This window comes from Tissierella sp. P1, assembly GCF_002266425.1.
In the GTDB taxonomy this organism is placed as follows: domain Bacteria; phylum Bacillota; class Clostridia; order Tissierellales; family Tissierellaceae; genus Tissierella; species Tissierella carlieri.
Genome location: NZ_NPMN01000018.1, coordinates 13,007 through 39,247, shown reverse-complemented (window position 1 = coordinate 39,247; position 26,241 = coordinate 13,007). Strand labels below are relative to the sequence as shown.

The following is a 26,241-nucleotide window of genomic DNA, read 5'->3' as shown; positions in this document are numbered from 1 at the left end:
ATGGTACACCTACCCTTCGTATTTAAGCACTGGGAATCTAGCTGCTTTTGTTTCATCTGGCCTGCTTACAATAGTGTTTAAAGGAGCATCCTTTAATAACTGTGGACTTTCGTTTGCCTCTTTAGAGATTGTAATCATAGCATCGATGAATTCATCAAGCGTTTCTTTAGATTCAGTTTCTGTTGGCTCAATCATAATTGCTTGATTAATAATTAATGGGAAGTAAACTGTTGGTGGATGATAGCCCTTGTCAAGCAATCTCTTAGCTATATCCAATGTAGTTACTTCAGATAATGTATCCTTTAATCCACCTAATACAAATTCATGCTTAAATAATGTATCTATTGGTAAATAGAAATGTTCTTTTAATTTATTAGCCATATAGTTAGCATTTAATACAGCTATTTCACTAGCTTTCTTTAATCCATCACTACCCATTGTTAGAATATAGGTATAAGCTCTAACTAATATGCCAAAATGTCCGAAGAAATCTTTAACTTTACCTATAGTATGTGGTACATTGTAATCCAGATAGTATCTATCTCCGTCTTTTTGTACCACTGGAACTGGTAAGAATTCTTCAAGATGTTTCTTAACTCCTATTGGTCCTGACCCTGGTCCTCCACCACCATGAGGTGTTGAAAAAGTCTTATGAAGATTGAAGTGAACTACGTCAAATCCCATATCTCCAGGTCTTGCATGACCAAGGATAGCGTTAGCATTAGCTCCATCATAGTATAATTGGCCACCAGCATCGTGTACAATTTTAGCTATTTCTTTAATATTCTTATCAAATATTCCAAGAGTATTTGGATTTGTAAGCATTAGTCCTGCTGTATCATCTCCAACTACTGCTTTAAGTGCTTCTAAGTCTACTAAACCATCTTTTGTTGATTTAACTTCTACTATTTTATATCCAGCCATTGCTGCTGTAGCTGGGTTAGTACCATGAGCTGAGTCTGGAACTATGATTTTATTTCTATTAAAATCTCCATTCTTTTCATGGTATGCCTTTATAACCATGATACCTGCTAATTCACCATGAGCACCAGCTGCTGGCTGTAAACTCATCTTATCCATACCTGCTATTTCTGATAATGATCTATCTAATTCATACATTAATTGTAGTGCGCCTTGAGTACAACATTCTGATTGATATGGATGAAGATTTGCAAATCCATCATATCTAGTAGTGTCTTCATTAATCTTTGGATTGTACTTCATAGTACAAGATCCAAGTGGATAGAATCCAGTATCTAGACCATAATTTTTATTTGATAGATTTGTATAGTGTCTCACTACATCAACTTCAGATAGTTCTGGAAATTCAAGTTCTGAATCAGATAAAAATTCTTCTGGAATAAAATTCTTTATATCTTTATCCTCTACATCTAGTGCTGGAAGATTATAAGCTTTTCTTCCTGGCTTAGATAATTCGAATATTAACTTATCATATTTTCTCATTTTATCCCCTCCAATACACTACTCAATTTATCTATTTCATCCTTAGTCCTCTTTTCTGTTACTGCATATAGGACAGCATTATTAAATTGGGGATAATCTTTACCTAGGTGATAGCCACCTATTATATTTTCTTCTATTAAATCCTTATTTATCTTATCAGCATCTATATCAGATGTAACGGCAAATTCTTTAAAGAATGGTTTATCAAAAACTGGTTTATATTTACCTGATTTAGTAATTTGTTCAAAGGCATAATGAGCTTTTTTGGTACTTTGAAGAGCAACTTCTTTAAGTCCCTCCTTACCTAAAGTCACCATGTAGATAGTAGCAGCTAATACGTTTAATCCTTGATTTGAACAAATATTGGAAGTAGCTTTTTCTCTTCTTATATGTTGCTCTCTGGCTGTAAGTGTTAAAACAAAAGATCTTTTACCATTTTTATCTTCTGTCTGTCCTACTATTCTACCAGGCAATTTTCTCATATAGTCTGATTTAGCAGCTATAAATCCTAAGTATGGTCCACCAAAAGATACAGGTATACCCATACCTTGAGCTTCTCCTACTACTACATCAACACCTAATTCACTAGGTTTCTTTAGAATAGCAAGAGATATTGGATCAACAGATGCTATAAAGCTAGCTTTCTTAGCTTTATGAGTAATTTCTCCAGTAGCTTTTAAGTCCTCGATTATACCAAAGAAGTTTGGACTTTGAACTATTACTGCTGCAGTATTATCAGTTACTAATTTATCTAATTCCTCTAAATCAGTAACTCCATCCTTCATATCTACTTCAATAACCTTTAATCCCTGCACGTGTGCATAAGTTTTTAGGACTTGAATTGACTCTGGTCTTACTGTCTTTGAAATTATAATTTCATCTTTTCTTGCAGATGCTGCAGCCATTAAAGCAGCTTCAGTAATGGCAGTACCACCATCATATAGTGACGCATTTGCAACATCCATTCCAGTTAAATTACATATAAGTGTCTGGAATTCAAATATATATTGTAATGTTCCTTGACTTATTTCTGGTTGATATGGTGTATATGATGTATAAAATTCTGACCTTGAAATAATATGATTTATTATTGAAGGAATATAATGATCATATGCTCCTGCACCAAGAAAACAAGCCATCTTACTAGTAGAGCAGTTTTTATTTGCTAATTCAGTTAAATATGAACGAACTTCAAGTTCAGATTTTGCATTAGGCAAATTTAATTCTCTATTTAATTGAAGATCCTTAGGAATATCATTGAAAAGATCATCTAGAGAGTTAAGTCCTATAGATTTCAGCATCTCCTGCTCATCTTCATGAGTAGTTGGGATATATGGAAACATATTTTATTCCTCCTCAGCTAAAAACTTTTCGTATTCCTCACTTGTCATTAATTCTTCTAATTCATCTTTATTAGTCATTTCTATTTTAATCATCCAGTTCTCGTATGGATCTGCATTTAAAAGAGCTGGGTCATCTATTAATTCTTCATTTACTTCTACTACTTTACCACTTACTGGCATATAAATGTCTGCTGCTGCTTTAACTGATTCTACAGCTGAGAAAGCTTCTTCTTTTTCAATTTCATCATCGATTTCTGGAAGTTCTACATATACGATATCTCCTAGATGATGTTGTGCATAGTCAGCAACACCTACAAATGCTAAATTTCCTTCTACTTTAACCCATTCATGATCCTTAGTGTAATGTAATCCTTTTGCAACTTTCATTATTAACCCTCCTAATTTGTTATTTGTTTAAGAATTTTTTACTAATTATTTTAGCCTTAGCTGGCTTATTTCTTATCATAATGTCAACTTCTGTACCTAGTTCTGTATATTCAGGTGCAATAAGTGCATTACCAATATTTTTCTTAAGAGTTGGTGACATATAACCTGTAGTAACATGTCCTATTATCTTGCCATCTTTTTGGATTTCATAGCCTTCTCTTGGAATTCCTCTATCAATCATTTCAAATCCCGCTAATTTTCTCTTAAGTCCTTCTTTCCATTGCTTGTTAAGAGCTTCTTTTCCTATGAAATCTGATGCCTTATCAAGTTTTACAAAGTACTTAAATCCACCCTCAAGAGGATTTATTTCTGCTGAAATTTCATGACCATATAATGGTAATGAAGCTTCAAATCTAAGTGTATCTCTGCATCCTAAACCACATGGTTTAATTCCTTCCTCTTTTCCTGCCTCAAGTATATCTTTCCACACTTTTACTATACCTTCATTAGTGGTATAAACTTCAAAACCATCTTCCCCAGTGTATCCTGTTCTGGAAATCATACATTCTACTCCATTGATATCAACTTTCCTATTTAATGTGAAGAAAGTAATTGTATTTAAATCAGTCTCTGTTAATTTTTGTAACACTTTTTGTGCTAGAGGTCCTTGTATTGCTACTTCTCCAACAGTATCGGAAATGTTAGTGATTTCTACGTCAAAATTACCTTTTTGCTCTAATATCCATTCATAATCCTTAGCCGTATTTGAAGCATTTACTACTAAGTAAAAATCATCATGAGCTAATTTGTATACTAATAAGTCATCTACTACTCCTCCATCAGGTGTACACATGAAGGTATAGACTATTTGGTTATCTACTACTTTAGATATATCATTTGTCATAAGATAGTCTACAAATGCCAAAGCATCCTTCCCTTTAATAGTGATTTCACCCATGTGGGATACGTCAAACAAACCTACAGCATTTCTGACTGCTTCATGTTCTGCAACTAAACCCTCGTATTGCACCGGAAGATACCATCCTGCATAATCAACAACTTTTCCTCCTAGGCCTACGTGCTCATCATATAATGGGGTTTTTTTTGCTTCCATTTAACCACTCCTTCCCTTATTTTTTCATACTACGAATATGTTACCCTATTATCTAAAAAATAAACTGATTTTATTTATAGATTATTAAATGTTATAATATTGTAGTATCGCTTTAATTATACAAGAGGAGGTAAAAATATGCAATACCGTTATTTTACTAAAGATAGGTTAAAAGTATCGCAATTAGGATTTGGATGCATGAGATTTCCAACGTTAGAGGGTGATTCAGGTAGGATTGATAAAAATTTAGCAACCCATATGTTACACTATGCCATTGATAATGGAGTAAATTATATTGATACTGCTTATCCTTATCATAAAGGCAATAGTGAGGCCTTTGTAGGTAATGCTCTAAAAAATGGATATAGAGAAAAAGTATATCTAGCAACAAAACTACCTGTTTGGTTAGTTGAATCCTATAATGATTTTCAAAAATATTTAGACGAGCAATTAGAAAAATTACAAACCGATTATATTGACTTTTACCTTCTTCATGCCTTATCAGAAAAGACTTGGGAAAAAATTTATGATTTGAAAGTACTAGATTTTCTTGATGAAGCTAAGAAAAATGGAAAAATTAAATATGCAGGATTTTCCTTCCATGATAGCTTAGATGTATTTAAAAGTATTGTAGACTCATATTCTTGGGATTTTTGTCAGATACAATTAAATTACATGGATAGACATTATCAGGCAGGAATCGAGGGCATGAAATATGTTGCCGACAAAAATATTTCCCTGGTAATAATGGAACCTATAAAAGGCGGAAAATTGTCGAATGCTTCAGAAGAGATATCTGGAGTTTGGAATAGAAGTCAAATTAAAAGAACTCCTGCTGAATGGGCATTGAAATGGATTTTAAATTTTGAAGAAGTATCAGTAGTACTATCTGGTATGTCAACAATAGATCATGTTAAGGAAAACATTAAAACTTGCTCAAATTCATCTCCAAATTCTTTAACCAAAGAAGAATTAGGGTTAATTGACGAAGTTACTGAAATATATTCACAAAATGTTAAGGTAGGTTGTACGGGATGTGAATATTGTCTTCCTTGCCCACAGAGCGTAGAAATACCTGATATCTTTGAACTATATAATAACGTCTATGTTTATAATACCGAACAAGAATCTAAGAATACTTACAATAGACTTATTGAATTAGAAAAATCTGCTCAAAACTGTATTGAATGTGGCGCATGTGAATCAATATGCCCGCAGCATATTGAAATTATCAAATCTCTTAAAGATGCTGACAAAGTTTTAAGATAAGTTATAAGAAAAATCGTTTATTGATGGGTTATTTAAGGTAGCTTTTCTTGGCCACTGCATAATCGACTTACACGAAATCAAAAATTCCGGCAATCTGCTTAAAACTTATTGAGGTCAAGTTCTTGATATAAGACATTAAAATAGAAATTTCCTATTCGTTATAAAAAAGCTTCCGTTGAAGTATTATAGATAGATTTCTTTGAACCCTTGATGGAAAGTTCTTTATAATAAATCAAAGTTAAATAAGAACTTTCCTCTAGGTTATGATGAGAGAGTAAAGTAATATAAAGGATTATCTTGGCCTTTAATCCACTTTATCCACATTATCCACAGTTGACCGTGGATAATTTATGTAAACCTACTATTTCCTCTTAACTATTTATTTGTCTAACATTGATAAATACACATTATTTATTATTCACAATTTATTACATTATCCACAACTCTTATCAACATCTTAAAATTCATGTTTTGAATCTATTTCATTAAAATAATTCATTATACCTACATATATTGCCCAAGCTATTTTTTCTTGATATGATTCATCTACCAATAACTTTTCCTCAGCACTATTTGAGAGAAAACCACATTCAACTAGTACGGCTGGTATGCTAACTTCTTTTAATAGATATATATCATCTCTTTGTTGAGGTTCTCTTCTGTTATCTTTATCTAATATATTTTTCAATTCCTCTTGTATTATATATGCTAGCTGCTTGCCTTCTTCAGATCCTTTTTTATAAAAGGTCTGGGCTCCATAATAGTACGATTTAGTAAAGCTGTTTAAATGTATTGATATAAGTATTTCACTAGTGCTAGTGTCTATAAGTTCTCTTCTCTTTTTTAAGTCTTCTGTTTTCATTTGACGAAGTGTCTTAGATTCTGATGTATACAGTCCCTGGTCCGTAGATCTAGTCATAAAAACTATGCCTCCACTTTGTTCAATTAGTCGTTTTAGTTTTAATGCTATTTCCAAATTTATTTCATCTTCTTTAATACCATTTTTACTTACTGCACCTGGATCTACTCCTCCATGACCAGGATCTATGGCAATAACCTTATTTGATATTGGTAGATAAGTTACTGGCATAATTTTATATTTTTTTATCGCTCCATATCCTAAAGCTATTAATGCTACCAGGAATATAATACCTATTCTGATATATTTTTTCTAATAATAATCAATTTCATCTTTTCCTCTCCCCTCCTATAGAAATATATTGTAGATATACAAAGTATATTCCAAGGAAAAACTAAATTAATTATCAAAGGATAGAAAAGAAAATCTCTTTCGCTGTGTTAGGTCATTTTCCGCAGTCTCACTGCACAAATTCATTTGCTAGCTTAATTCGCCCCGCAGGGTATAATTCAATAGTCCTTTAGGGCTCATTATCATTCGCATGAATTTGGTCCTAGCAGACACTCCTAATGATAAATTCTATATTAAGGTTGGTGCTCATTGCGTTTGACCTACTAAAGCTCACTCCGTTCGCTAAGTTAGGTCATATCACGCAGTTTCGCAACTCAAATTTATTTGCTCCCTACAGTCGCATAAATTTGGTGCTCATTGCGTTTGACCTACTAAAGCTCACTCCGTTCGCTAAGTTAGGTCATAAAAAAAGCACTGGTTATCCAGTGCTTGCAATTATCTCTTGCAGAATTGATGTACGAAATCAATTTGTATCAAATACACTATTTATAGTAGGGAACATACGCTTTAAATGCCATATATTGATAATTTCAATTTTCTAACTTCTGTTCTTGTGTAAATCGTGCGTAAATTGATTATATCTTTATTATCTGTACACCTTTTCATTTATCAAATGATTTATCTGGTTTTTCTGATTATGTTGCTCAGGCGTTCCTACTAGTTCATGGTGAAGCCCAGCTTGCGGGCGGGCAATGAGCCAGAAGCCTATATGGTGTCGCTGGATCTCACCAGTTCTGTAAAACGGCGCAATACTGCCGCAACCTCTGCCCGAGTGGCTGTACCCTGTGGATCAAAAAGATTACAACTTTTACCACTGATTACACCTGCCATCTGCATCTGCTTCACAGCATCCTTTGCGTAGACGCTGATTCTGGAGCTGTCTGCAAAGGTGTTTTCTCCGTGAACTTTCGGCATTGTAAATCCATCGACCTTGGCGTAGTTCTGCATAATAACCACCATCTGTTCACGTGTAATGGACTGATCAGGTGCAAATTTCCCATTACCAGTTCCCTTTACGATGCTGTTTTTGCTCGCCCATTCAATGTACCCCATATAGTAAGCATCGGTATTCACATCAGAGAAGCTGCTCTTATTGTAATTGCTCACATCGGCATCTGCCAGCCTTCCCAACACCGTGACGAACATTCCTCTTGTCATGGCAGTATTAGGGCTAAAGGTGGTGGCGGAAGTTCCGCTAAATAATCCGTTACTTATCACAAACTCAATATCTTCTTTTGCCCAGTGACTTGCAATGTCCGTAAATGCAGGTGCATCTTCTTTGTATCCTACACCATAAATGGAGAAGTGGTTGGTGCTGAAACGCAACACCTTTTCCATACTGTCATAGACCGAGTTTACGAGCCAGTGTACTTTTCCATTGCCATCTACATAGACAGCCTGTACATTCCCTGCCTTCTCATTTGCGCGGAGGGTGTACGGGATGGTTACTGATACGCTGCCTGCTCTGAAGCTGCTAACCTCCTTGCCGTTACCGTAGTTTACCTTGAGGTCAAATACCGGACGACTGCCAATCGCTTTTTTCCCATCACCAGTCAATTTGTCTCTGTCCTTGCGGGTGGCGGTAATATTCACATCAGATTTTGCTTGCTTGTTGATTTCCTGCACGGTAGGCAAATCCATGCCGATTCTGATGTCGGGGTTGTCCATCACCACAATTGTGTTGACTATTTTCTTCGCAATGATGGTGTCCTGCACAGTCTTTGGAAGATTAACCGTGACATTAGAGCCGGTCTTCCTACCGGTGTCTACACGGAGAACCACTGTGATTCCATTTTTCTCATTTCCGTTTTTCTTGGCGTCTTCGAGAGCTTGTCAAAGGCATCGGTCACAGTTTTGTTAGTGATATTTACTGTGATATTGCCCTTGCCGTCTGCTGTGCCGGGAACCTTAATTTCTCCCTGTGTTGGATCATTAGGTTTGTCGGCTGCAGGTGGGGTAACGATTACAAAGCTACTGTTGTTTGAGGAGCTTGTACTACTGCTGCCAGAGCCGCCACTATAACCCCCAAAATTGCCGGAATCATCAGAGCTGTTTTGACGATAGTTTGCGGTCACGGTTACTGCTTTTGCTGGCATGGTAAATGCCGTTGTCTTTGTGGCTACATTATCAAAGGTTACGTCCGTACTGCTCCAACCTGTGAATGTACAGCCACTTCTGTCATTTGCTGTAATCGTAACAATCACGCCCTCTGCATAGTTTCCACTGCCTGTGCCGTTTGTTACTGTGGCAATGAATAGCCGCTCTGTTACAGTTAAGGTGCCCTTTGTATAGGTAATATCATAACTTGAGGCATTTTCCACCACTCCACTGGAAGGGGTAATGTCAAAATCTCCTACAGTAGCTCCATTAGTTGTGGTAGAAATAGTAGGGGGTGCTATCACATTATCACCGTTCACTAAGCCTATAGTTGTAAAAGTAAAGTCTGGTAATTCATCTCCTTGTATCATATTCTTATCATCCACTTTTAGAGTAAGTGCTTTTTTAGAAACAGTCACAATATAGCTTGCCCTAGCCTGTGCATGGGTATCTGTTTCCATAGCAGTAGCAGTGATGGTTGCACTTCCGTCACCTACAGAAACAATTGTCACCTCACCAGTGGAAGGATTGACAGTAGCTACAGAGCTATCATCACTTGTATAGGTTATTGTACCATTTACATCAGTTTGAGTTAAAAAGTTTACGAACTTTGCGTCACCATAAGTCTTTGTAATAGTCGTAGTTGCATAAGAAATCACCTGTGGAGTCTTAGCTGTATAGGTAATTGTCACAACAATATCATAATCCTTGTAATTAGTCGCATCTGTTACAGGAATGGTCATAGTGCCACTTTGTCCTGTTGTGCTTGCAGGTACAGTATAAGTTAATGTGGTTCCTGAAATGCTCATATCGGTCATCATAATTGTGCCACCAGCAACTGGGGTACCGTAGTTTGAACCTTCTGGAATTTCGGGAAGGGTTATACTTGATCCGATTTTTCCATCTACTAAAATACTTTCTGACAAAGCTGAATTACCCCTATAGTCGATTTTATTGATGGTATAATTACCCAAGGATAAATCTGTAGCTGCATTGTATTCTGTACTTTCAGCAATATCTACCGTAATTAAATAATTGCCTGCATTTGCGGGAGCAGTGGTGCTGCCATTATATTTGACAGTAATTACACCCAAAGCCGTATTAGGTGTTGCCATAATGGACACAGGTTTTTCTGTGCTGTCGTAGTCTACAGCAGTTAAGTCATAGACCAAATCAGCCCTAGTCGGTGTTTTCTTGGTAACAGTAATAACTTGAGTGGTTTCGATAGTTGTGCCATTTGCCGTTAGGGTAATTAAATTGTCACTTAGGGTGAATGGTTCTGTTTTATCCACTGTATAGTTGGTAAAATCTTCATCTTTTGTGCCATCGTCATAAGATGCTTTCACTATCATACCAGTCTTATCAAAGATTTCTCCATAATAATATGTTGTTTTAGTAGGTGGTGTAGTAATAGTGATTTCTTGCAATGTTCTTGCCATGGTTTGAAGAAACACAATGGTTACAGTCATAATTTGATCTGAGCCTATGCTACTGGTAACGCTGGTTGCTCCATCGTAAGAGAAAGTATTTTCAGCTACTCCTGAAAAGGTGTAACCATCTTTTGCTGTCAGAGTTATAGTGGCGGTGTAAACCGTATTGCCAAGGAACATTGTTGGATTGTCACTCCATACAAGGGTTCCGGTATACTGCTCATCCATGATGGATGTGGTTGGTGTGCCGCCGATTGCTGGAGGAGTCAATTTGCCTGTCAAATCCAAGTTGCTGACTGTAGTATCTGGAACTGGCTCAATTTTGAGGTATTTGTAGTTTGGAAGATTATCTGCATCATAGGGACCCACATTGCTTCCATCCTTGTTGGTGCCAGCTGTGGCAATACCCTTTATAAGGTTCAATGTACCGCTTAGAGCTTTTTGTTCACTTGTGGCTATTACCATGCCTCCTTTGAAGTTCAGTACGCCGGATATTGCATAGTAGGTGGTACCGGTCGCGTTTACCTCACCGCCGGAGATGTTGATTGGATATGTTTGCATATTAGCAGATAGACCCGTTTTTCCAGTTACACTAATTTTACCTCCGGTAATATTATAACTATTTGCTACCATTGCCGTAGCGGAACCTCCAGTACTATTAGCAGTCACATTGCCTCCAGTAATATTTATTTTATTGCCGAATATACCAATTGATGTCCAAGTAGCATAACTGATACCGGTGATTGTTCCGCTTTTGATTGTGAGTTCACCATTACTGTAAATGCCATAGCTGACACTTCCTTTTCCGCTATTGGCATATAGACTACCAGTGCCATAAATTTCCAATGCACCTTTGGTATAGATACCATAACTAAATTTATCACTTGCATCTGGACAACTTATTGTGTTGTTCCCCGTCACCACCATTTTTAGGTCAGTGATGTCTGCATATACACCATATTGATGTTCTTCCTCACCACCCCAATAGTCATTCTCTGTTTTTTCGTATACTGCGGCGATTGTTGCCCCATCCAGTGTAAGAGTTGATGTAACAGGGTTATAGGAGATATTTCCGCTAATGCCCGTACCGCTGATGTTATCTTTGTTAACGTCGGTCACCTGCACACCGCCCACCCATATGTTGTAAGTAACACCGGCCAAAGGACTGACCATCCCTAACGCTACTGAGGTGGGCAGCAGCTCATCCACCGTCACCCTAATCTCCGGCAGTTCAGCACTGATACATAGTCCTCAATCACTGGCCTAAAGACATACTCGCCCTTGATGTCCATGTCATATTCTGGCTGTGAAGCCCATACCACCGGAATGTCAATTTGGACATCTTCATATGCAGAGCTATATACTTCTTCCCTTACTGTTTGTTGATTCGTATCTGATTGCACAACTGTGACTATCAATGTTTCAGGCAAATCTAAATCCTCTATAAGTGTGCCGATAGTGGCAGTTATTTCTGTTTCTTCAAGTGGTTCAAATGCAATAATTTCTCCCATTTCTCCATTGTTTGTAGATGTTTCTTGTGCCATTACCGAAAGCGGTAGCATAGTCAATATCATGCATAGTGAAAGAAATATACTTAATAATCTTTTTATCATATTTGTTTTCCTCCTTTGAAAGGCTTTTGCTTGCCTTTTTATACTTTCTAGTTATCCGCCTTGCCAGCCTGATCCTCCAGATAGTCTTTTTTCCGAAAACCCAGCATCCCAGCAACAGCAGATACTGGGAACATTCGAATTTCACGGTTCATCTTTGACACACTGTCGTTATAAATCAGCCGGCTGGTGCGCACCATGTTTTCAAAGGTCTGCACCGCGTCCATGGTTTTGATATAGGTCTGATTTACTTTTAACTCCGGGTATTGCTCCGTTACAATGGCAATCCTGCCCAGCGCATTGAAAATAATCTCTTCCTGACGCATTACTTCATCCGGTGTGGATTTCGCTGTAATTATGCTTCGTCTGGATTTAATGGTTTCAATCAGTGTTTCGCTTTCAAGCTTAGCATATCCTTTTGTTAAATCCAAAAGAGCCATGATGACGTCAAAACGTACTGATAGCTGCACTCCGATCTGACTCATGGCATTGCCGATATGCTCATCCAGCACGACCAGTTTGCGATGTGTAGAGATTGTCCATAGAACAATGACCGCAAAAACTACGATGATTGTGATGAAAGTTGGCAACATAATAGGGTCCTCCTTGTTTATTTTTTACCGCATAGACAGACTACGTCCAATTTAAGTTAAGGAACTTTGTAGCTTTCGCCCCCAAAATAGACGTGCCCGTTCGCATAGCCATAAGCATTGTTAAGAAGGTAAAAATTGTTCTTTTGAACATTGTCAACCACAATCTTGCCATTGCGGTCAAAAACAGTCCAATGGCTCATATACGCTTCGGTATCAAGATATTTTATTGTCTCACCATAGGGAACTTGGTGAAGAGCCAGAGTATATCCTCCCCCTATAGAAATCTTGTTTCAAGTAAAGATTTTGTTTTACATCTTCAATCTATCAAAATCTATCTAAAAAACCCACTTCCTGCATGAAACATGATTTTTTTGGCATGAATCATGTTTCAAATATTCGATTTTTATGATAAAATTATTATGCAGAGATAGAATAATAGAGAAATGGAGGAATTATTATGCTCCAGATTGCGGTCTGTGATGATAATATTGACGAACTATCCAATATGGTACAGCTTATAGACCTGTACCGAACATCAAAACATCTAAGCTGCGAATATGCTGTTTTTTCAAACGGATTTGAGCTGGTTTCAGTCTTGGAAAAAGGAAAACAGTTTGATATATACTTTCTGGATATTATTATGCCGGGCTTAACGGGCATTGATGTGGGAAAGGAAATCCGCACCTTTGACAAAACCGCACCGATTTTATTCTTTACCTCATCGCCCGAATTTGCTTTGGAGAGCTATTCCGTTAAAGCTATCAACTATGTACTCAAACCAATTTCAAAGGAGAAGCTATTCTTTACCTTGGATGATCTACTGGAGCAAATCAAAGTGAAAGAAGAAGAGGATGCACTCATAGTAAAGAGCAATGAGGGGGTTCAAAAAATACTGATCTCCAATTTGAGCTTTGTCGAGGTCATCCGCAGAAACGTCCTATATCATCTGCACTCTGGCAAGGTGGTCGAATGTACGGAGCTTTTTTCCTCTGTCTGCGATACACTGCTGAAATATGGGTGTTTTATCAAACCTCACCGCTCCTATCTTGTGAATATGCAGTATGTGGATACCATCGAAAACCATCAGATCACCTTACAGACCCTCTCCACTATACCTATTGCACAAGGCAAGGCGCGAGAGATAAAGCAGCAATATCTGCGTTATCAAATGGAGGAGGAATGATTATGATAGTAACAGTGATAGGCCTCTTACGATTTGGAGTTTCTTTGGTCTTTGGTATAACGGTATCGGTTCTCTTTGCGGGAATAGAACTCACGAAAAAAACAGGCTCGTCACAGGCTTGCTCTGTGTCATTTTCCTTTTCGTTCAAACCGCCAGTTGGTGGCTTTTGGGCTTGGATTTGACATCAAAGCTGTATCCACTGATTATCCATCTGCCGCTGATATTTATATTCTCTCTATACTATAAGCGTCCTTGGCTCATATCCGCTATCAGCGTGCTATCGAGTTATCTCTGCTGTCAGGCTCCGCGCTGGTTTGGTTTTCTTGCGGGTGCCGCTTTGGGCAGCAGACTTGCAGACCACATTTTTTATATTGGATCAGTGTTTCTGGCCTATTATTTCTTGAAAAGATATGTGGCCGGATCTGTCCGGCAGTTGATGGAAAAGTCCCATAAGTCTTGCTTACTTTTAGGCGGAGTTCCGCTTTTTTACTACCTGTTCGACTATATAACCGCCATCTACACCGATGTGCTTTACAGCGGTGCTGAATGGGCGGTACAATTCATGCCCTCAACAATATCAGTTTTCTATTTTGTGTTTGTTATCCTTTACTACGCTGAAACACAAAAACAAGCAAACCTCCAAAGAGAACGGGATATGCTAGATGCACAGTTTCGGTTGGCGCAGACAGAGTTTGCTTCTCTGAGGCAGTTACAGCAGAACGCCGCATCCTATCGGCATGATATGCGCCACCATTTTGCACTTTTACAGGGACTGGCCTCCAAAGAACACATAGAGGGGATTAAAGAGTACCTACGAACTGCCCAGTCCGACATGGATGCCATCACGCCCTTACTCTTTTGCGAAAGCGAAACCGTCAACCTAATTTTGTCCGCTTTCGCTACTAAAGCGAAACAAGCGGAAATCATGCTGACTGTGGATGCGAAACTGCCTGATTCACTTCCCTTTAGCGATACTGAGCTTTGCTCGCTATTGTCAAATGCCTTGGAAAACGCCATTCATGCCTGTGAACAGATAGCTGACTACAACAAGCGTATCATCCGGTTGCGTATGTATTCCAAAAATAATAAGCTGTGCATTGATCTACGCAATAGCTATCAGGCAGAGCCAATATTCCATCAGGGACTTCCAGTATCACAAAAGCAAGGGCATGGCTTTGGCACAAAAAGCATGATTCATATTGTGGAAAAGCATGGGGGTGTATTCCAGTTTTCAACTAAAGATGGCTGGTTTATATTTCAAGCTACTGTATAATCTCTTAATTAACTTATTTTCCGCTATTTATATACTTTGAAATGTGCACTTACACACTAGTTTGCTCGTGGAAAATAGTCACAATTTTATGAGTCGTAAGTGTGATATGCATAGGGAGGATATTTATTTATATTTTTATATATATTGATTTCACTGGTCTGCGGGGAATTGGGGGCTTAAGATATGGGATATCTTTCTGGCGTGCGAAGGTTATTTTGCACAAATAAAAGGCGCCAGATTGGTTTCCCAGTCTGACGCTCTGTATATTTCGTAAATATACTTTGTAATTGTAAACCTACTCTTTTGTAAGTCGACAATGAAATTATCTCTTACATAATTGATGTACTGAATTAAATTGTCCAAAACACACTATATACAATGGTGTTTTCAATATCCTTAGCACTATAATATTCATATTTCAATGGCGCATATCACTAACCATGTGTAAATCCTGTGTAAACGGCTTGTGACTCCATGATTCTTGGTATATTTTTTTCTTCAACATTTTTGTAATGTGTAAGTGATATACTTCAATTTCTCCTAGTATATCAATTTGTCAAATTCATTTATCTTTTGACCTTAAAGGGTGTCGCTGGAGATTGTCAGTTCCACGAAGCGGCGCAGAACCGCTGAAACCTCAGCACGCGTAGCTTCACCCTGTGGGGCACCTCATTTCATGCTGGGCATATCTGTCTTAGCAGCCTGCTCAACAAGATACTCTCTTTTCGGAAAGCCCAGCATGCCGGAAATCATTGAGACAGGGAACATTCGGATTTCACGGTTCAGCTTGGTGACGCTGTCGTTGTAAATCAGCCTGCTAGTGCGCACCATGTTTTCAAAGGTCTGCACTGCGTCCATGGTTTTAATATAGGTTTGGTTTGCCTTTAATTCCGGGTACTGCTCCGTTACCATGGCAATCCTCCCCAACGCTTCGGAAATAATTCCCTCTTGGCGCATGACATCATCCGGTGTGGATTTCGCTGTAATTATGCTTCGTCTGGATTTAATGGTTTCAATCAAGGTTTCGCTTTCGTGCTTGGCATAGCCCTTTGTCAAATCCAAAAGAGCCGTCAGAGCATCGAAGCGGCTAGAAAGCTGCACTCCGATCTGGCCCATGGCATTGCTGGTATTCTCCTCCAGCATCACCAGTTTGCACTGGGTGGAGATAATCCATAGAACAATGACCGCGACAATTACGATGATTGTAATGAAAGTTGACAGCATAGTGTTTTCTCTCCTCTTTCTGTTTTTATAAAGGCAGGGAGCCTTTCAGACCCCCTGCCGATTTTGAGAAATCAAAGACACTTCTTGTATTTCTTTGCAGCTAAATTACTCTACACCCATGGCGTCAAGGAATGCGCCTAATTTTGCATCAAAATCATTTAGCAGTTCGGCCACTGTTTCCAGCTTTGAGGCATCATTTTCTGCACTTGCTTCATACAATGTTTGCTGATATAACGCAAGTACTTCTACACACTCATTGAGCGCCGCCACCTGGTCATTATAGTAGTTGGTTTCCCATGTTGTGTTTTCCATATCTTGAAGCATCCCATTGGAGTCTTCTGCCAACTTCCTGTATGCGTCCAAGAGCGCACTTTCTTCTTTTTGACCGCTTTTCACTTCTTCCAATAATGTGACAATTTCCTGCTGTTCGGTATAATTTTCAACAATTCGATTTAAAAAGTCCTCCAGGTTTACGTAATCCGCATCCGCTTTCGCCTGCTCATCCGCAACCGAAGCCTCTGGCTGGTTCGCTGGCGGTGTTACTACATCAGCCTCTCCTCCGCAGGCTGCAAGGCTAAATGTCATAACAAGTGCCATCATAAGTACTAATAATTTTTTCATTTCAAATCCTCCATCTTGTTTTACTTTGGTATACAGGGAACATTCCCTTACATTCAATCTATCAAAAATCTTCTAAAAAATCCGGCGGTTGCATGAAACATGCTTTTTTCGACATGAAATATGATTTTAACAATATTTTCAATTTCTGTCTTCTTGTTTGTTAATCCACTTCATAAGAGATTCCTTAGTAAACATGATCCGATTTCCTATTCTATAACGAGGTATTTTTTTCCCTAGCTCTAACCATCTTTAAAATAATATTATCTCTTTGATAACCAAGGTGCAGACTCTCGATCTACGCTTTGCCGTCGCGGTGGGTCGTTAATCAGCTTTGATGAAAACGATTCTGCCTAATTCGGGAGCGGAACCACTGATGGAAGCAACGAATACTGCGCCCCCGAAGGTGTTTACAAGCAGCGCTTGATTTTTGTAATCCCTGATTGTGCTGAATTTAGAATACGTGTTGATTCTCCACGAATGGGGTACATTATTCGAGTGCAATTGCATGGATGTCGGGCAGCTTGTGTCCATATACACATAACGATCGTCATAAATAATTGTGTATTCCAGCCCGCGGTCAGTGCTGTTGTTTACAAGTTTAACGCTAAATGGCTTATCGGGCTTGTCGTATGAAAGTTCAAGCCAATAATTATCCCCTCCCGCAGTAAATATATCTGTCGCCGATTTTCATATAGTAATCGCCGGATTCTAAAACAGCAGCATTAGCGTTTGGTGATGTTGGTGATGTTAACGATGCGGCAGTTGATGCAGGGGCCGGAATTTCGATTCTTTCAGCCCAAACATAATACTCCATGCCGTTCCAGCGAACCCACGCGTATCCGTCTCTCCTTTTCTCCAATAATAAAACCTTTGTGCCTTGGGGGATTGTGCCTAAAACTTTGCCATCCGGCTTATCGCGGTAAGGCGCGCCCCCATATTCCTCGTTATTTAGAACTTTTACTTCAGGCACCGTTACAGCCGCGGCAGGGGATTTTATCGGTGCTGGGACAGACGCTTCTTGCACCGATTCAGTCTTGTCATATACATGGATAGTATATTCTGCCACCTTTCTACCGGCGTACCGTACTTCCACTACTCTATTTTTTCTGGCAGTTGTGAACCCCCGTCCCTGGGTCAGTTGCACGTTATCCATATAAAAGGTGATTCTGTCATTTACGTTGATGTCTTTGCCACCGTCATTTATAACGGCGTTAAACCCTGCGCTGTCAAAGCCCTCGCCTACGCTATACGTGGTTTTTCGGGGGAATGACAGGATGTTAAGCCCCGCCACCGTATGCAGTACGCGCCGTATAGAAAAATCTCCCATAGTGATATTTACTGTAACCGGACTTGTGCCGAAATCGTACTCTCCGCCGAAAAAAAGTCGGTTGCCGTTTCCTAATATACGGAGGCAGTCGCCGTTAATATGCTGTGAACTACCGTCTGTGAAGGTGGCACGGACTTCAAAGTCGCTTGAACGAACCGTTGTATCTGTGCGGTTGCCGCTTTTCTGAGGTTCCTGGGTCAATTCCACAGAGGTAACAAAAGGGGTAACGGTAAAGGGGATGGTTAATTGCTTGCTTGCCACTTTTACAATAAAATCTTTTTCGCCCGCTTCAAAAAAACGGAAGCCCTGAAGAACCCGTACCCCGTCTTTGTAACTGCGCATACCCCGGGAGCCTGCAAAAATCATTAAATCCTCGTGGCCCAAATCCTGTGTCTGACCGTTCCTAAAAGTAACCCGTACGACAATGTCCCTTGGGTCAAACGGATCCGCCCCTTGGCGATAGGTGGTTTTCGGAGGTGTGATAAGTGTAAGCTCACTGACGTTTTGCCATCCGTGGTCTAAGCGAGGGACAACTTCAAAATTATATGGCGTTGCGACAATATTACCCGATCGCATGATCATTTCATATATCCCTACCTGCTTGAAAACATCGCCCTGCCTTATTTGAACGCCATTTGCCCACCACTCCCTATTTTTGGTATGGGAGATGATTCCACCTTTTTTATGTTCATAAATCTCCCCTATTCCGTCAAAGGCATCGCTACGACAAAGGTTCTCGTCACCGCCCACGGCTCATTTGTTCCGATCAACACATCCATCGGACATCCAGCGAAAGCCGTCATCGGCAGTATGGAGAGTACCATGCACAGGGTGAGCAGTATGCCCATAATTCGTTTTTTCATTATTTTTCCTCCTTGATTTTTTGTTTTGCTTTCGTGTTTTCATTGTAGCGGATGTTTCTCGAAAAAAACCGTCCGCTGCATGAAACATGATTTTTTCGACATGAAACATGATATAAGATGATAACCGCAAAAACAGACAAGCATCCAAAGTGAGGAAGATTAGTACCATTTCACCCTTTTGTAGGCTTTACACTAAAAGTATGGCTCATATCGTGGAAAAGCATAAAAAAATCCCCCAAACATAAATGTTTGAGAGATTTTGTATTTCGTAAATTGTCCAGTTACACACAAGTTTGCTCGTGGGTTGCATTTACTTAAAAAATAGAAAAAAAGAGATAAAAAATGAGAAAATGACAAGCGAGTTTGCTCGTGGAAAAAAGATACAATTTTATGAGTCGTAAGTGCGATATGCATAGGGAGGATATTTATTTATATTTTTATATATATTGATTTTACTGGCCTGCGGGGAATAAAAGTTTCTTAATTGGGGATATCTTTGTGGCGGGGGATCTGTTTTTACACAAATAAAAGGCGCCAGATTGGTTTCCCAGTCTGACGCTCTGTATCTTTCGTAAACATACTTTGTAATTTTGAACCGACTCTTTTGTAAGTCGACAAAAATATTATCTCTTACTAAATTGTGGTGATCTTCTTGCTTTCTTAAGACCGTATTTCTTTCTCTCTTTCATTCTTGAGTCTCTTGTTAAATGTCCTGCTTTTTTAAGTATAGGTCTTAACTCTTGGTCTGATTCTATTAGTGCTCTTGCTATACCATGTCTAATTGCACCAGCTTGACCTGTGAACCCACCACCTTCAACATTTACTAAAACATCATATTTATCCATAGTTTCAGTAATAACAAGTGGTTCTCTTGCAATTACTCTTAAAGTTTCATAATCGAAATATTCTCCGATATCTCTTTTATTTATAGTAATATTACCGTTTCCTGGTACTAATCTAACTCTTGCTACAGAAGTCTTTCTTCTTCCTGTTCCAAAAAATTGTATATTAGCCACTTACAGTCCTCCTTTCTCGTGAGCATTAAAATTCGTATATTTCAGGTTGTTGAGCTTCGTGATTATGCTCAGCTCCACTATAAACTTTTAACTTCTTAATCATCTTTCTTCCTAAGCTATTTTTAGGAAGCATTCCTTTTACTGCTAATTCGATAGCCATTTCTGGTTTTTCTGCCATCATTCTCTTATATGATATTTCTCTTCCTCCTCCTGGATATCCAGTGTGGTAGAAATGACTTTTTTGTTCTAACTTTTTACCAGTTAATTTGATTTTCTCTGCATTTATGATAATAACAAAATCACCAGTGTCTACATGAGGAGTATATATTGGCTTGTTTTTCCCGCTCAATATTGTAGCTACTTCTGTAGCTAATCTTCCTAACACTTTGCCTTCTGCATCTATTACATACCATTTTCTATCAACTTCGTTTGTTTTAGCCATAAAGCTTTTCATCATTTTCCCTCCTTATACCAACGTTGAGTAGTCAAGGTTAAAAAAGTTCCGGGGCTTTTTTAAAACACTCTAATATATTCTAATACAAGTAATTATCTATGTCAAGACGTTTTTTAATAGTATAAAAAGTTTTTATCAAAATATTATAGATAATTTTTTCAAACCCATATAGGTCAAGTTCTTTTTTAAAAAGAACAAGCGAGAATTTTCTTATGGATTATAAAAAACTTTTTCTAAAAATAATCCTTGTGGCGGGGCTGTTGGTCCTGCCCCTTCTCTCCTTCTATCTAAAATTATCTTTGGTAAATCCTGTTTCTTTATCTTTCCAAATCCAACGTAAAGCAATGTACCCACTATTATCCTTACCATATTTCTTAAAAAACTATTTCCCTCTATATTAAATTCTATTAGATCCTTGTTTTTTTCTATTGATATATTATAGATTGTTCTAATTGTACTATTTACATCTGAATTTGCAGCCATAAATGTAGCGAAGTCATGAGTCCCTATTAAATGTTTCGAAGCTTCTATCATCTTATCTATATCAATATCGTAGTGTACATGGTAAGAAAAATTTCTATATATAGCCCTTGGCAGCTCTCCATTATAGACTATATATTTATACCTTTTTTTATAGCATCAAATCTTGAATGAAATTTTAAATCTACCTCTTCTGATTCTATAATAGTAATATCTTCAGGTAACAAAAACTTTAAAGCATATTTATATTTTTCACCTGGGATATTTGATTTAGTTAGAAAATTTGCAACTTGTCCTAATGCATGGACCTTTCCGTCTGTCCTTCCAGAACCAATAAGTTTTACTTTTTCTTTAGTCGCTTTTTCTATTGCTTCCTCTATTTTCCCTTGTATTGTTATTGCATTTTCTTGTTTCTGCCACCCCGAATAGTTTGTACCTTCATATTCAATAGTAAGTTTAATATTTTTCATATTTACCTCTATATATATCTAGTGCTTATAATAAACCCAAAAAATATAGTCATAGATATTAGTGCTAGTATATCTATTCTCTTTAGCTTTAATTCATTCAATCTAGTTCTGTTATCTCCGCCTCTATAACATCTCGCTTCCATTGCAGTAGCCAATTCATCAGCTCTTCTAAATGCATTTATAAACAATGGTACTAATAAGGGTACTAGATTTTTTGCTCTGCTTAGTATATTTCCTGATTCAAAATCAGCTCCCCTAGCCATCTGAGCCTTCATTATCTTATCTGTTTCTTCTAGCAGAGTAGGAATAAACCTCAGAGCTATAGTCATCATCATAGCTAATTCATGGGCTGGTAGTCCAATTTTTTTAAATGGAGATAGTAATTTTTCTATCCCATCAGTCAGAGCTATAGGCGATGTAGTAAGTGTAAGAAGTGAAGTTCCTGTAATCAAGAAGATTAGTCTTAGTGCCATAAAAACAGCTAAATATAATCCTTCTTTAGTTACAGCCAAAGGCCCTATTTCAAATAATACTTCTCCTTTAGTCATGAAAATATTTATTGTAAAAGTTATTAGTATAATGAATAAAAGTGGTTTAATTCCTTTTAAAATAAATTTTAGAGGTACTTTTGATATCCTAACTACCATAAGGATAAAACCTAGTATAAATGCGTATGGAATAAAACTATTAATGAAAAATAATGATGCTATAAACAATGAAATTATAATTATCTTTATTCTTGGATCTAGTCTATGAATTATAGTATCCCCAGGAAAATATTGACCTATGGTTATATCCTTAAGCATCTTTCTTTCTCCTTAAAAACTTTAGTATTTCTTCTTTAGCTTCATTTACTGTTAATACATCATCTTTAACATCATTTCCCTTTTCTCTGAATACCTTCATAAACTTTGTTATTTGTGGAACTCCTAAGCCTATACTTTCTAATTCATCAGCTCTTCTAAAAATTTCTCTAGTTTTACCATCCATTTCTAATTTACCTCTATGCATTACAAGAATTCTATCCACCAACTTTGCCACATCTTCCATACTATGGGACACTAGTATTATAGTAATACCCTCTTGCTCATAAAGTTTCTGGATTTCCCCCAATATTTCATCTCTACCACTTGGGTCAAGTCCCGCTGTTGGTTCGTCTAATACTAGTATTTTAGGCTTCATAGCTATTACTCCAGCTATAGCTACTCTTCTCTTCTGTCCACCGCTTAATTCAAATGGAGATCTGTCTTTCAATTCCTCAAAATTCAGTCCTACTAATTCCATAGATTCTTTTACCCTATTATGGATTTCTTCTTCATTAAGTCCTAAATTTCTAGGACCAAAGGCAATATCTTTATAGATAGTTTCTTCGAATAACTGATGTTCTGGATATTGAAATACAAGACCCACTTTTTGTCTAATTTCTTTTAAATTTGCGTCTTTTGTTGTTATATTTACTCCATCTATTATTATATCTCCTGAAGTTGGCTTCATTAATCCATTTAGATGCTGCACTAATGTAGATTTTCCAGAACCTGTATGACCTATTAGTCCTATAAATTCTCCTTCATTTATCTCTAAATTTATGTTATCAAGGGCTTTTTTTTCAAATGGAGTATTGGCATTATATATATAATTTAAATTATTTATTTTCATTATCATAGCAATTCCACCAATTCTTCTATAGATAGTATATCTTCTTTCAAATCTAATCCTTCTTTTCTTAATTCATATACCAATTCAGTTACTTGTGGTACATCTAATCCTAGTTCTTTAACCTTGTCTACTTGCTTAAATACCTCCTTAGGTGTCCCTTCCATAACGATTTCACCTTGTTCCATTACAAGTATCCTATCAGCTTCTACAGCCTCATCCATGTAGTGAGTAATTAATATTATTGTTTTATTCTCAACCTTATTTAATTTCTTTATTGTATTCATTACTTCTATTCTGCCTATGGGATCTAACATTGCAGTTGGTTCATCTAATATGATGCAGTCCGGTTTCATAGCTAATATTCCTGCAATGGCTACTCTTTGTTTTTGTCCTCCTGATAAAAGATGCGGGGCATGTTTTTTATATTCTGTCATTTCTACTACTTCTAAAGCTTCATCTACCCTAGTTCTTATTTCTAATGGAGGTATTCCTAAATTCTCTGGTCCAAAAGCAACATCTTCTTCTACTATTGTAGCTACTATTTGATTATCTGGATTTTGAAATACCATACCCGCCTTTGCTCTTATATCCCATATCTTTTCTGCATCCTTGGTATTCATATCCATTACAAAAATATCTCCTCGTGTAGGCATTATAAGACCGTTCATAAGTTTAGCTAAGGTAGATTTACCAGATCCATTGTGACCTAGAATTACTAAAAATTCTCCATTTTTGACTTCTATGCTCAAGTTTTTTACAGCCTGTTGAATACTATCGTCTATTAATGATTTATATTCATAGGTAACATCTTCTATCTTTATCATCGTATCATCCCTCTATTCAATTCACAATGCACAATGCACAGTTCACAATTTTAAATAACTCATAACTACTTTGATTAATTTAATCCTAGTATAATATAACATAATGATACCCTTTATTCAATCTACAATTCACAATTTAATGATTAATGGCAAACTCTATTCCTAGCAATAAAAGCCTTATCCTAAAAAATTCAGTTTTCCAACTTTATCTTTCAATTGTGAATTGTGAATTGTGAACTGTGAACTGTGAATTGTGCATCGTTATATTTTCTAAAGCAAATATAACGAAAGGGACTAAGCTTAAACTTAATCCCCTACCCTTTATACTAATTCTAATATAGCCATTTCTGCCCCATCTCCACGACGAGGTCCAACTTTTAATACTCTTGTGTAGCCACCGTTTCTCTCTTGATACTTTGGTCCTATTTCATCAAATAGCCTTTTTACTACATCTTCATCATATACATAAGCTAAAACTTGACGTCTAGCGTGTAAGTCTCCTCTTTTTGCTAAGGTTATCATTTTATCTGCCATTCTTTTAGTTTCCTTAGCTCTAGTAACTGTTGTTTCTATTTTTCCGGTTCTCAACAAGGATGTTACTAGGTTCCTAAGCATTGCTTTTCTTTGATCTGTAGGGCGACCAAGTTTTCTTAACGTTGTCACATTTATCCCTCCTTCATGCCTTGTTACTCATCAGATTTCTTTAGACCTAATCCTAATTCAGCAAGTTTTCTTTGTACTTCCTCAAGGGATTTCTTACCAAGATTTCTTACTTTCATCATATCTTCCTCAGTTTTTTGAGTCAACTCTTCTACTGTATTTATAGCTGCCCTCTTTAAGCAGTTATAGCTACGTACTGAAAGATCTAACTCTTCAACAGTCATTTCAAGAACTTTTTCTTTCTTGTCCTCTTCTTTTTCTACCATTATTTCTACTTCACTAACATGTTCAGTTAGCCCGATAAAAAGATTTAAGTGTTCTGTAAGTATTTTTGCTCCTAAAGACGTAGCCTCATCAGGATTCATTGTTCCATTTGTCCATACTTCTAGAATCAATCTATCATAGTCAGTAATCTGACCTACTCTTGTATTTTCTACTGCAAAGTTGACCTTTTTCACCGGAGTAAATGCAGAATCAACAGGTATAACACCCACTGGCTGACCTTCCTTCTTATTTCTCTCGGCTACTACATAACCTCTACCCTTTACTAGTTCAAGTTCCATGTATAGATTACCATCTTCATTTACGGTAGCAATGTGATGATCCTTATTGATGATTTCCACATCTGGACCTGTAATAATATCTCCTGCTGTTACAATCTGAGAACCTTGTGCCTCAATTCTTAAGGTTACAGGTTCATCAGTATATATTCTTGCAGCAAGACCTTTTATATTTAATATTATTTCTGGTACATCTTCTAGTACACCTGGTATAGTTGAAAATTCATGTAACACTCCCTGAATTTTTATTGAAGAGACTGCTGCACCTGGTAATGAAGATAACAGTACTCTTCTTAATGAATTCCCCAAGGTTGTACCGTATCCCCTCTCAAGAGGCTCTACCATAAATTTTCCATAACTCTCATCATCGCTCAACTCTAGAATTTCAATTCTTGGCTTTTCAATTTCTATCATTAACATTAACCCTCCTTAAAATTTGGTTTGTTAAAGTACGAGGGCAACTGATTTTGTTATGAATGCTATTATTTAGAATATAACTCAACGATTAAGTGTTCTTCTACTGGTATATCTATATCTTCTCTAGTTGGCTCAGCTACTATGCTACCCTTTAACTGATCAATATCCACACTTATCCATTTAACAGTGTTGCCATTATGATTTGCTGCTAAATCTTTAATCTTTTCACTACCTCTAGTTCTTTCTTTAATTTCAACAATATCTCCAACAGAAAGAATTACAGATGGTATATCTACTTTTGAACCATTAACTAAGAAATGACCATGTGTAACTAATTGTCTAGCTTCTGCCCTTGATGATGCAAAGCCCATTCTGTATACTACATTGTCTAATCTTAATTCAAGTATTTTAAGTAGGTTTTCACCTGTTATTCCTCTCATTTTATCTGCCATAATGAAATATTTAACCATTTGAGATTCAGAAATTCCATAGAATCTACGAACTTTTTGTTTCTCTCTAAGCTGCATTCCATACTCTGTTTACCTTTTTTCTTGATTGTCCGTGTTGTCCTGGTGCATAATTTCTTTTAACTATCGCGCATTGATCTGTATAGCATCTATCTCCCTTAAGAAATAGTTTCATACCTTCTCTACGACATAGTCTGCAAACTGGACCTGTATATCTTGCCATCTATTA

At 37.3% G+C, this 26,241-nt stretch carries 25 protein-coding genes and 1 pseudogene; 3 read left to right on the top strand and 23 right to left on the bottom strand.

From position 1 onward, the window contains the following. Positions 1–9: 9 nt before the first annotated feature. The 4 genes from gcvPB to gcvT are packed head-to-tail and all read right to left on the bottom strand — an operon-like array spanning position 10 to position 4,308. Positions 10–1,464, bottom strand: a complete 1,455-nt coding sequence (gene gcvPB, locus CIW83_RS13440) for an aminomethyl-transferring glycine dehydrogenase subunit GcvPB (protein WP_094902001.1) — start codon at positions 1,462–1,464, stop codon at positions 10–12. Further along, positions 1,461–2,807, bottom strand: a complete 1,347-nt coding sequence (gene gcvPA, locus CIW83_RS13435; RefSeq protein WP_094901999.1) for an aminomethyl-transferring glycine dehydrogenase subunit GcvPA — start codon at positions 2,805–2,807, stop codon at positions 1,461–1,463. The genes gcvPB and gcvPA overlap by 4 nt, the downstream gene beginning before the upstream one ends. A gap of 3 nt (positions 2,808–2,810) precedes the next feature. Next, a complete protein-coding gene (gene gcvH, locus CIW83_RS13430) occupies positions 2,811–3,194 on the bottom strand; it encodes a glycine cleavage system protein GcvH (RefSeq protein WP_094901997.1) in 384 nt (127 codons plus the stop codon). A gap of 19 nt (positions 3,195–3,213) precedes the next feature. Further along, the gene (gene gcvT, locus CIW83_RS13425) at positions 3,214–4,308 is read right to left on the bottom strand and encodes a glycine cleavage system aminomethyltransferase GcvT (protein WP_094901995.1); all 1,095 of its coding nucleotides are present in this window, start codon (positions 4,306–4,308) and stop codon (positions 3,214–3,216) included. Between the two features lie 138 nt (positions 4,309–4,446). Here gcvT and CIW83_RS13420 point away from each other — a divergent pair, with 138 nt between their 5' ends. Next, a complete protein-coding gene (locus tag CIW83_RS13420) occupies positions 4,447–5,577 on the top strand; it encodes an aldo/keto reductase (protein WP_094901993.1) in 1,131 nt (376 codons plus the stop codon). Between the two features lie 457 nt (positions 5,578–6,034). Here the strand turns inward: CIW83_RS13420 and cwlD are convergent, their stop codons facing one another. From cwlD to CIW83_RS13395, 5 genes are all read right to left on the bottom strand, one after another. Next, positions 6,035–6,667, bottom strand: coding sequence for an N-acetylmuramoyl-L-alanine amidase CwlD (cwlD, locus tag CIW83_RS13415; protein ID WP_094901991.1), 633 nt, complete (start codon positions 6,665–6,667; stop codon positions 6,035–6,037). 825 nt (positions 6,668–7,492) lie between these two features. Beyond that, complete coding sequence (locus CIW83_RS13410) at positions 7,493–8,569, bottom strand: S-layer homology domain-containing protein (RefSeq protein ID WP_094901989.1); 1,077 nt, start codon at positions 8,567–8,569, stop codon at positions 7,493–7,495. Then, complete coding sequence (locus CIW83_RS13405; RefSeq protein WP_094901987.1) at positions 8,554–11,529, bottom strand: MBG domain-containing protein; 2,976 nt, start codon at positions 11,527–11,529, stop codon at positions 8,554–8,556. Before CIW83_RS13405 ends, CIW83_RS13410 begins: the two co-directional genes overlap by 16 nt. Continuing rightward, complete coding sequence (locus CIW83_RS13400) at positions 11,526–11,876, bottom strand: hypothetical protein (RefSeq protein ID WP_143598564.1); 351 nt, start codon at positions 11,874–11,876, stop codon at positions 11,526–11,528. Before CIW83_RS13400 ends, CIW83_RS13405 begins: the two co-directional genes overlap by 4 nt. Positions 11,877–11,974: 98 nt before the next feature. Next, complete coding sequence (locus CIW83_RS13395) at positions 11,975–12,517, bottom strand: LemA family protein (protein ID WP_094901983.1); 543 nt, start codon at positions 12,515–12,517, stop codon at positions 11,975–11,977. A 457-nt stretch (positions 12,518–12,974) separates the two neighbouring features. Here CIW83_RS13395 and CIW83_RS13390 point away from each other — a divergent pair, with 457 nt between their 5' ends. Continuing rightward, positions 12,975–13,700, top strand: coding sequence for a LytTR family DNA-binding domain-containing protein (locus tag CIW83_RS13390; protein ID WP_094901981.1), 726 nt, complete (start codon positions 12,975–12,977; stop codon positions 13,698–13,700). A gap of 172 nt (positions 13,701–13,872) precedes the next feature. Next, entirely contained in the window at positions 13,873–14,973 is a 1,101-nt protein-coding gene (locus tag CIW83_RS13385) for a sensor histidine kinase (RefSeq protein ID WP_201259880.1), read from the top strand. Positions 14,974–15,642: 669 nt separating this feature from the next. Here the strand turns inward: CIW83_RS13385 and CIW83_RS13380 are convergent. The 14 genes and pseudogenes from CIW83_RS13380 to rpsD form a co-directional block, all read right to left on the bottom strand. Next, positions 15,643–16,197, bottom strand: a complete 555-nt coding sequence (locus CIW83_RS13380; protein WP_094901979.1) for a LemA family protein — start codon at positions 16,195–16,197, stop codon at positions 15,643–15,645. Between the two features lie 105 nt (positions 16,198–16,302). Beyond that, positions 16,303–16,818 (bottom strand): lipoprotein, encoded by a 516-nt coding sequence (locus CIW83_RS13375; RefSeq protein ID WP_094901977.1) that lies wholly within the window; start codon positions 16,816–16,818, stop codon positions 16,303–16,305. Positions 16,819–17,467: 649 nt separating this feature from the next. Further along, entirely contained in the window at positions 17,468–18,895 is a 1,428-nt protein-coding gene (locus CIW83_RS13370; protein ID WP_094901975.1) for a hypothetical protein, read from the bottom strand. After that, positions 18,847–19,008 (bottom strand): hypothetical protein, encoded by a 162-nt coding sequence (locus CIW83_RS22285; RefSeq protein ID WP_158220120.1) that lies wholly within the window; start codon positions 19,006–19,008, stop codon positions 18,847–18,849. Before CIW83_RS22285 ends, CIW83_RS13370 begins: the two co-directional genes overlap by 49 nt. A 623-nt stretch (positions 19,009–19,631) precedes the next feature. Further along, positions 19,632–20,024: a 30S ribosomal protein S9 gene (gene rpsI / locus CIW83_RS13360; RefSeq protein ID WP_094901971.1), complete on the bottom strand. Its 393-nt coding sequence runs from the start codon at positions 20,022–20,024 to the stop codon at positions 19,632–19,634. 25 nt (positions 20,025–20,049) lie between these two features. Beyond that, positions 20,050–20,478, bottom strand: coding sequence for a 50S ribosomal protein L13 (gene rplM, locus CIW83_RS13355; RefSeq protein ID WP_094901969.1), 429 nt, complete (start codon positions 20,476–20,478; stop codon positions 20,050–20,052). Between the two features lie 210 nt (positions 20,479–20,688). Continuing rightward, positions 20,689–21,012 (bottom strand): hypothetical protein, encoded by a 324-nt coding sequence (locus CIW83_RS23790; protein ID WP_235601336.1) that lies wholly within the window; start codon positions 21,010–21,012, stop codon positions 20,689–20,691. Positions 21,013–21,089: 77 nt separating this feature from the next. Beyond that, a complete protein-coding gene (locus tag CIW83_RS23785) occupies positions 21,090–21,428 on the bottom strand; it encodes a hypothetical protein (protein ID WP_235601335.1) in 339 nt (112 codons plus the stop codon). Positions 21,429–21,436: 8 nt separating this feature from the next. Continuing rightward, the gene (locus CIW83_RS13345) at positions 21,437–22,234 is read right to left on the bottom strand and encodes an energy-coupling factor transporter transmembrane protein EcfT (protein ID WP_094901967.1); all 798 of its coding nucleotides are present in this window, start codon (positions 22,232–22,234) and stop codon (positions 21,437–21,439) included. Beyond that, positions 22,227–23,090, bottom strand: coding sequence for an energy-coupling factor transporter ATPase (locus CIW83_RS13340; protein WP_094901965.1), 864 nt, complete (start codon positions 23,088–23,090; stop codon positions 22,227–22,229). The genes CIW83_RS13345 and CIW83_RS13340 overlap by 8 nt, the downstream gene beginning before the upstream one ends. Next, positions 23,087–23,908 (bottom strand): energy-coupling factor transporter ATPase, encoded by an 822-nt coding sequence (locus tag CIW83_RS13335; RefSeq protein WP_094901963.1) that lies wholly within the window; start codon positions 23,906–23,908, stop codon positions 23,087–23,089. The genes CIW83_RS13340 and CIW83_RS13335 overlap by 4 nt, the downstream gene beginning before the upstream one ends. 321 nt (positions 23,909–24,229) lie before the next feature. Beyond that, positions 24,230–24,571 (bottom strand): 50S ribosomal protein L17, encoded by a 342-nt coding sequence (rplQ, locus tag CIW83_RS13330; RefSeq protein WP_094901961.1) that lies wholly within the window; start codon positions 24,569–24,571, stop codon positions 24,230–24,232. Between the two features lie 23 nt (positions 24,572–24,594). Further along, entirely contained in the window at positions 24,595–25,542 is a 948-nt protein-coding gene (locus tag CIW83_RS13325; RefSeq protein WP_094901959.1) for a DNA-directed RNA polymerase subunit alpha, read from the bottom strand. 68 nt (positions 25,543–25,610) lie between these two features. Further along, positions 25,611–26,235: pseudogene (rpsD, locus tag CIW83_RS13320) on the bottom strand (30S ribosomal protein S4). Positions 26,236–26,241: the final 6 nt, after the last annotated feature.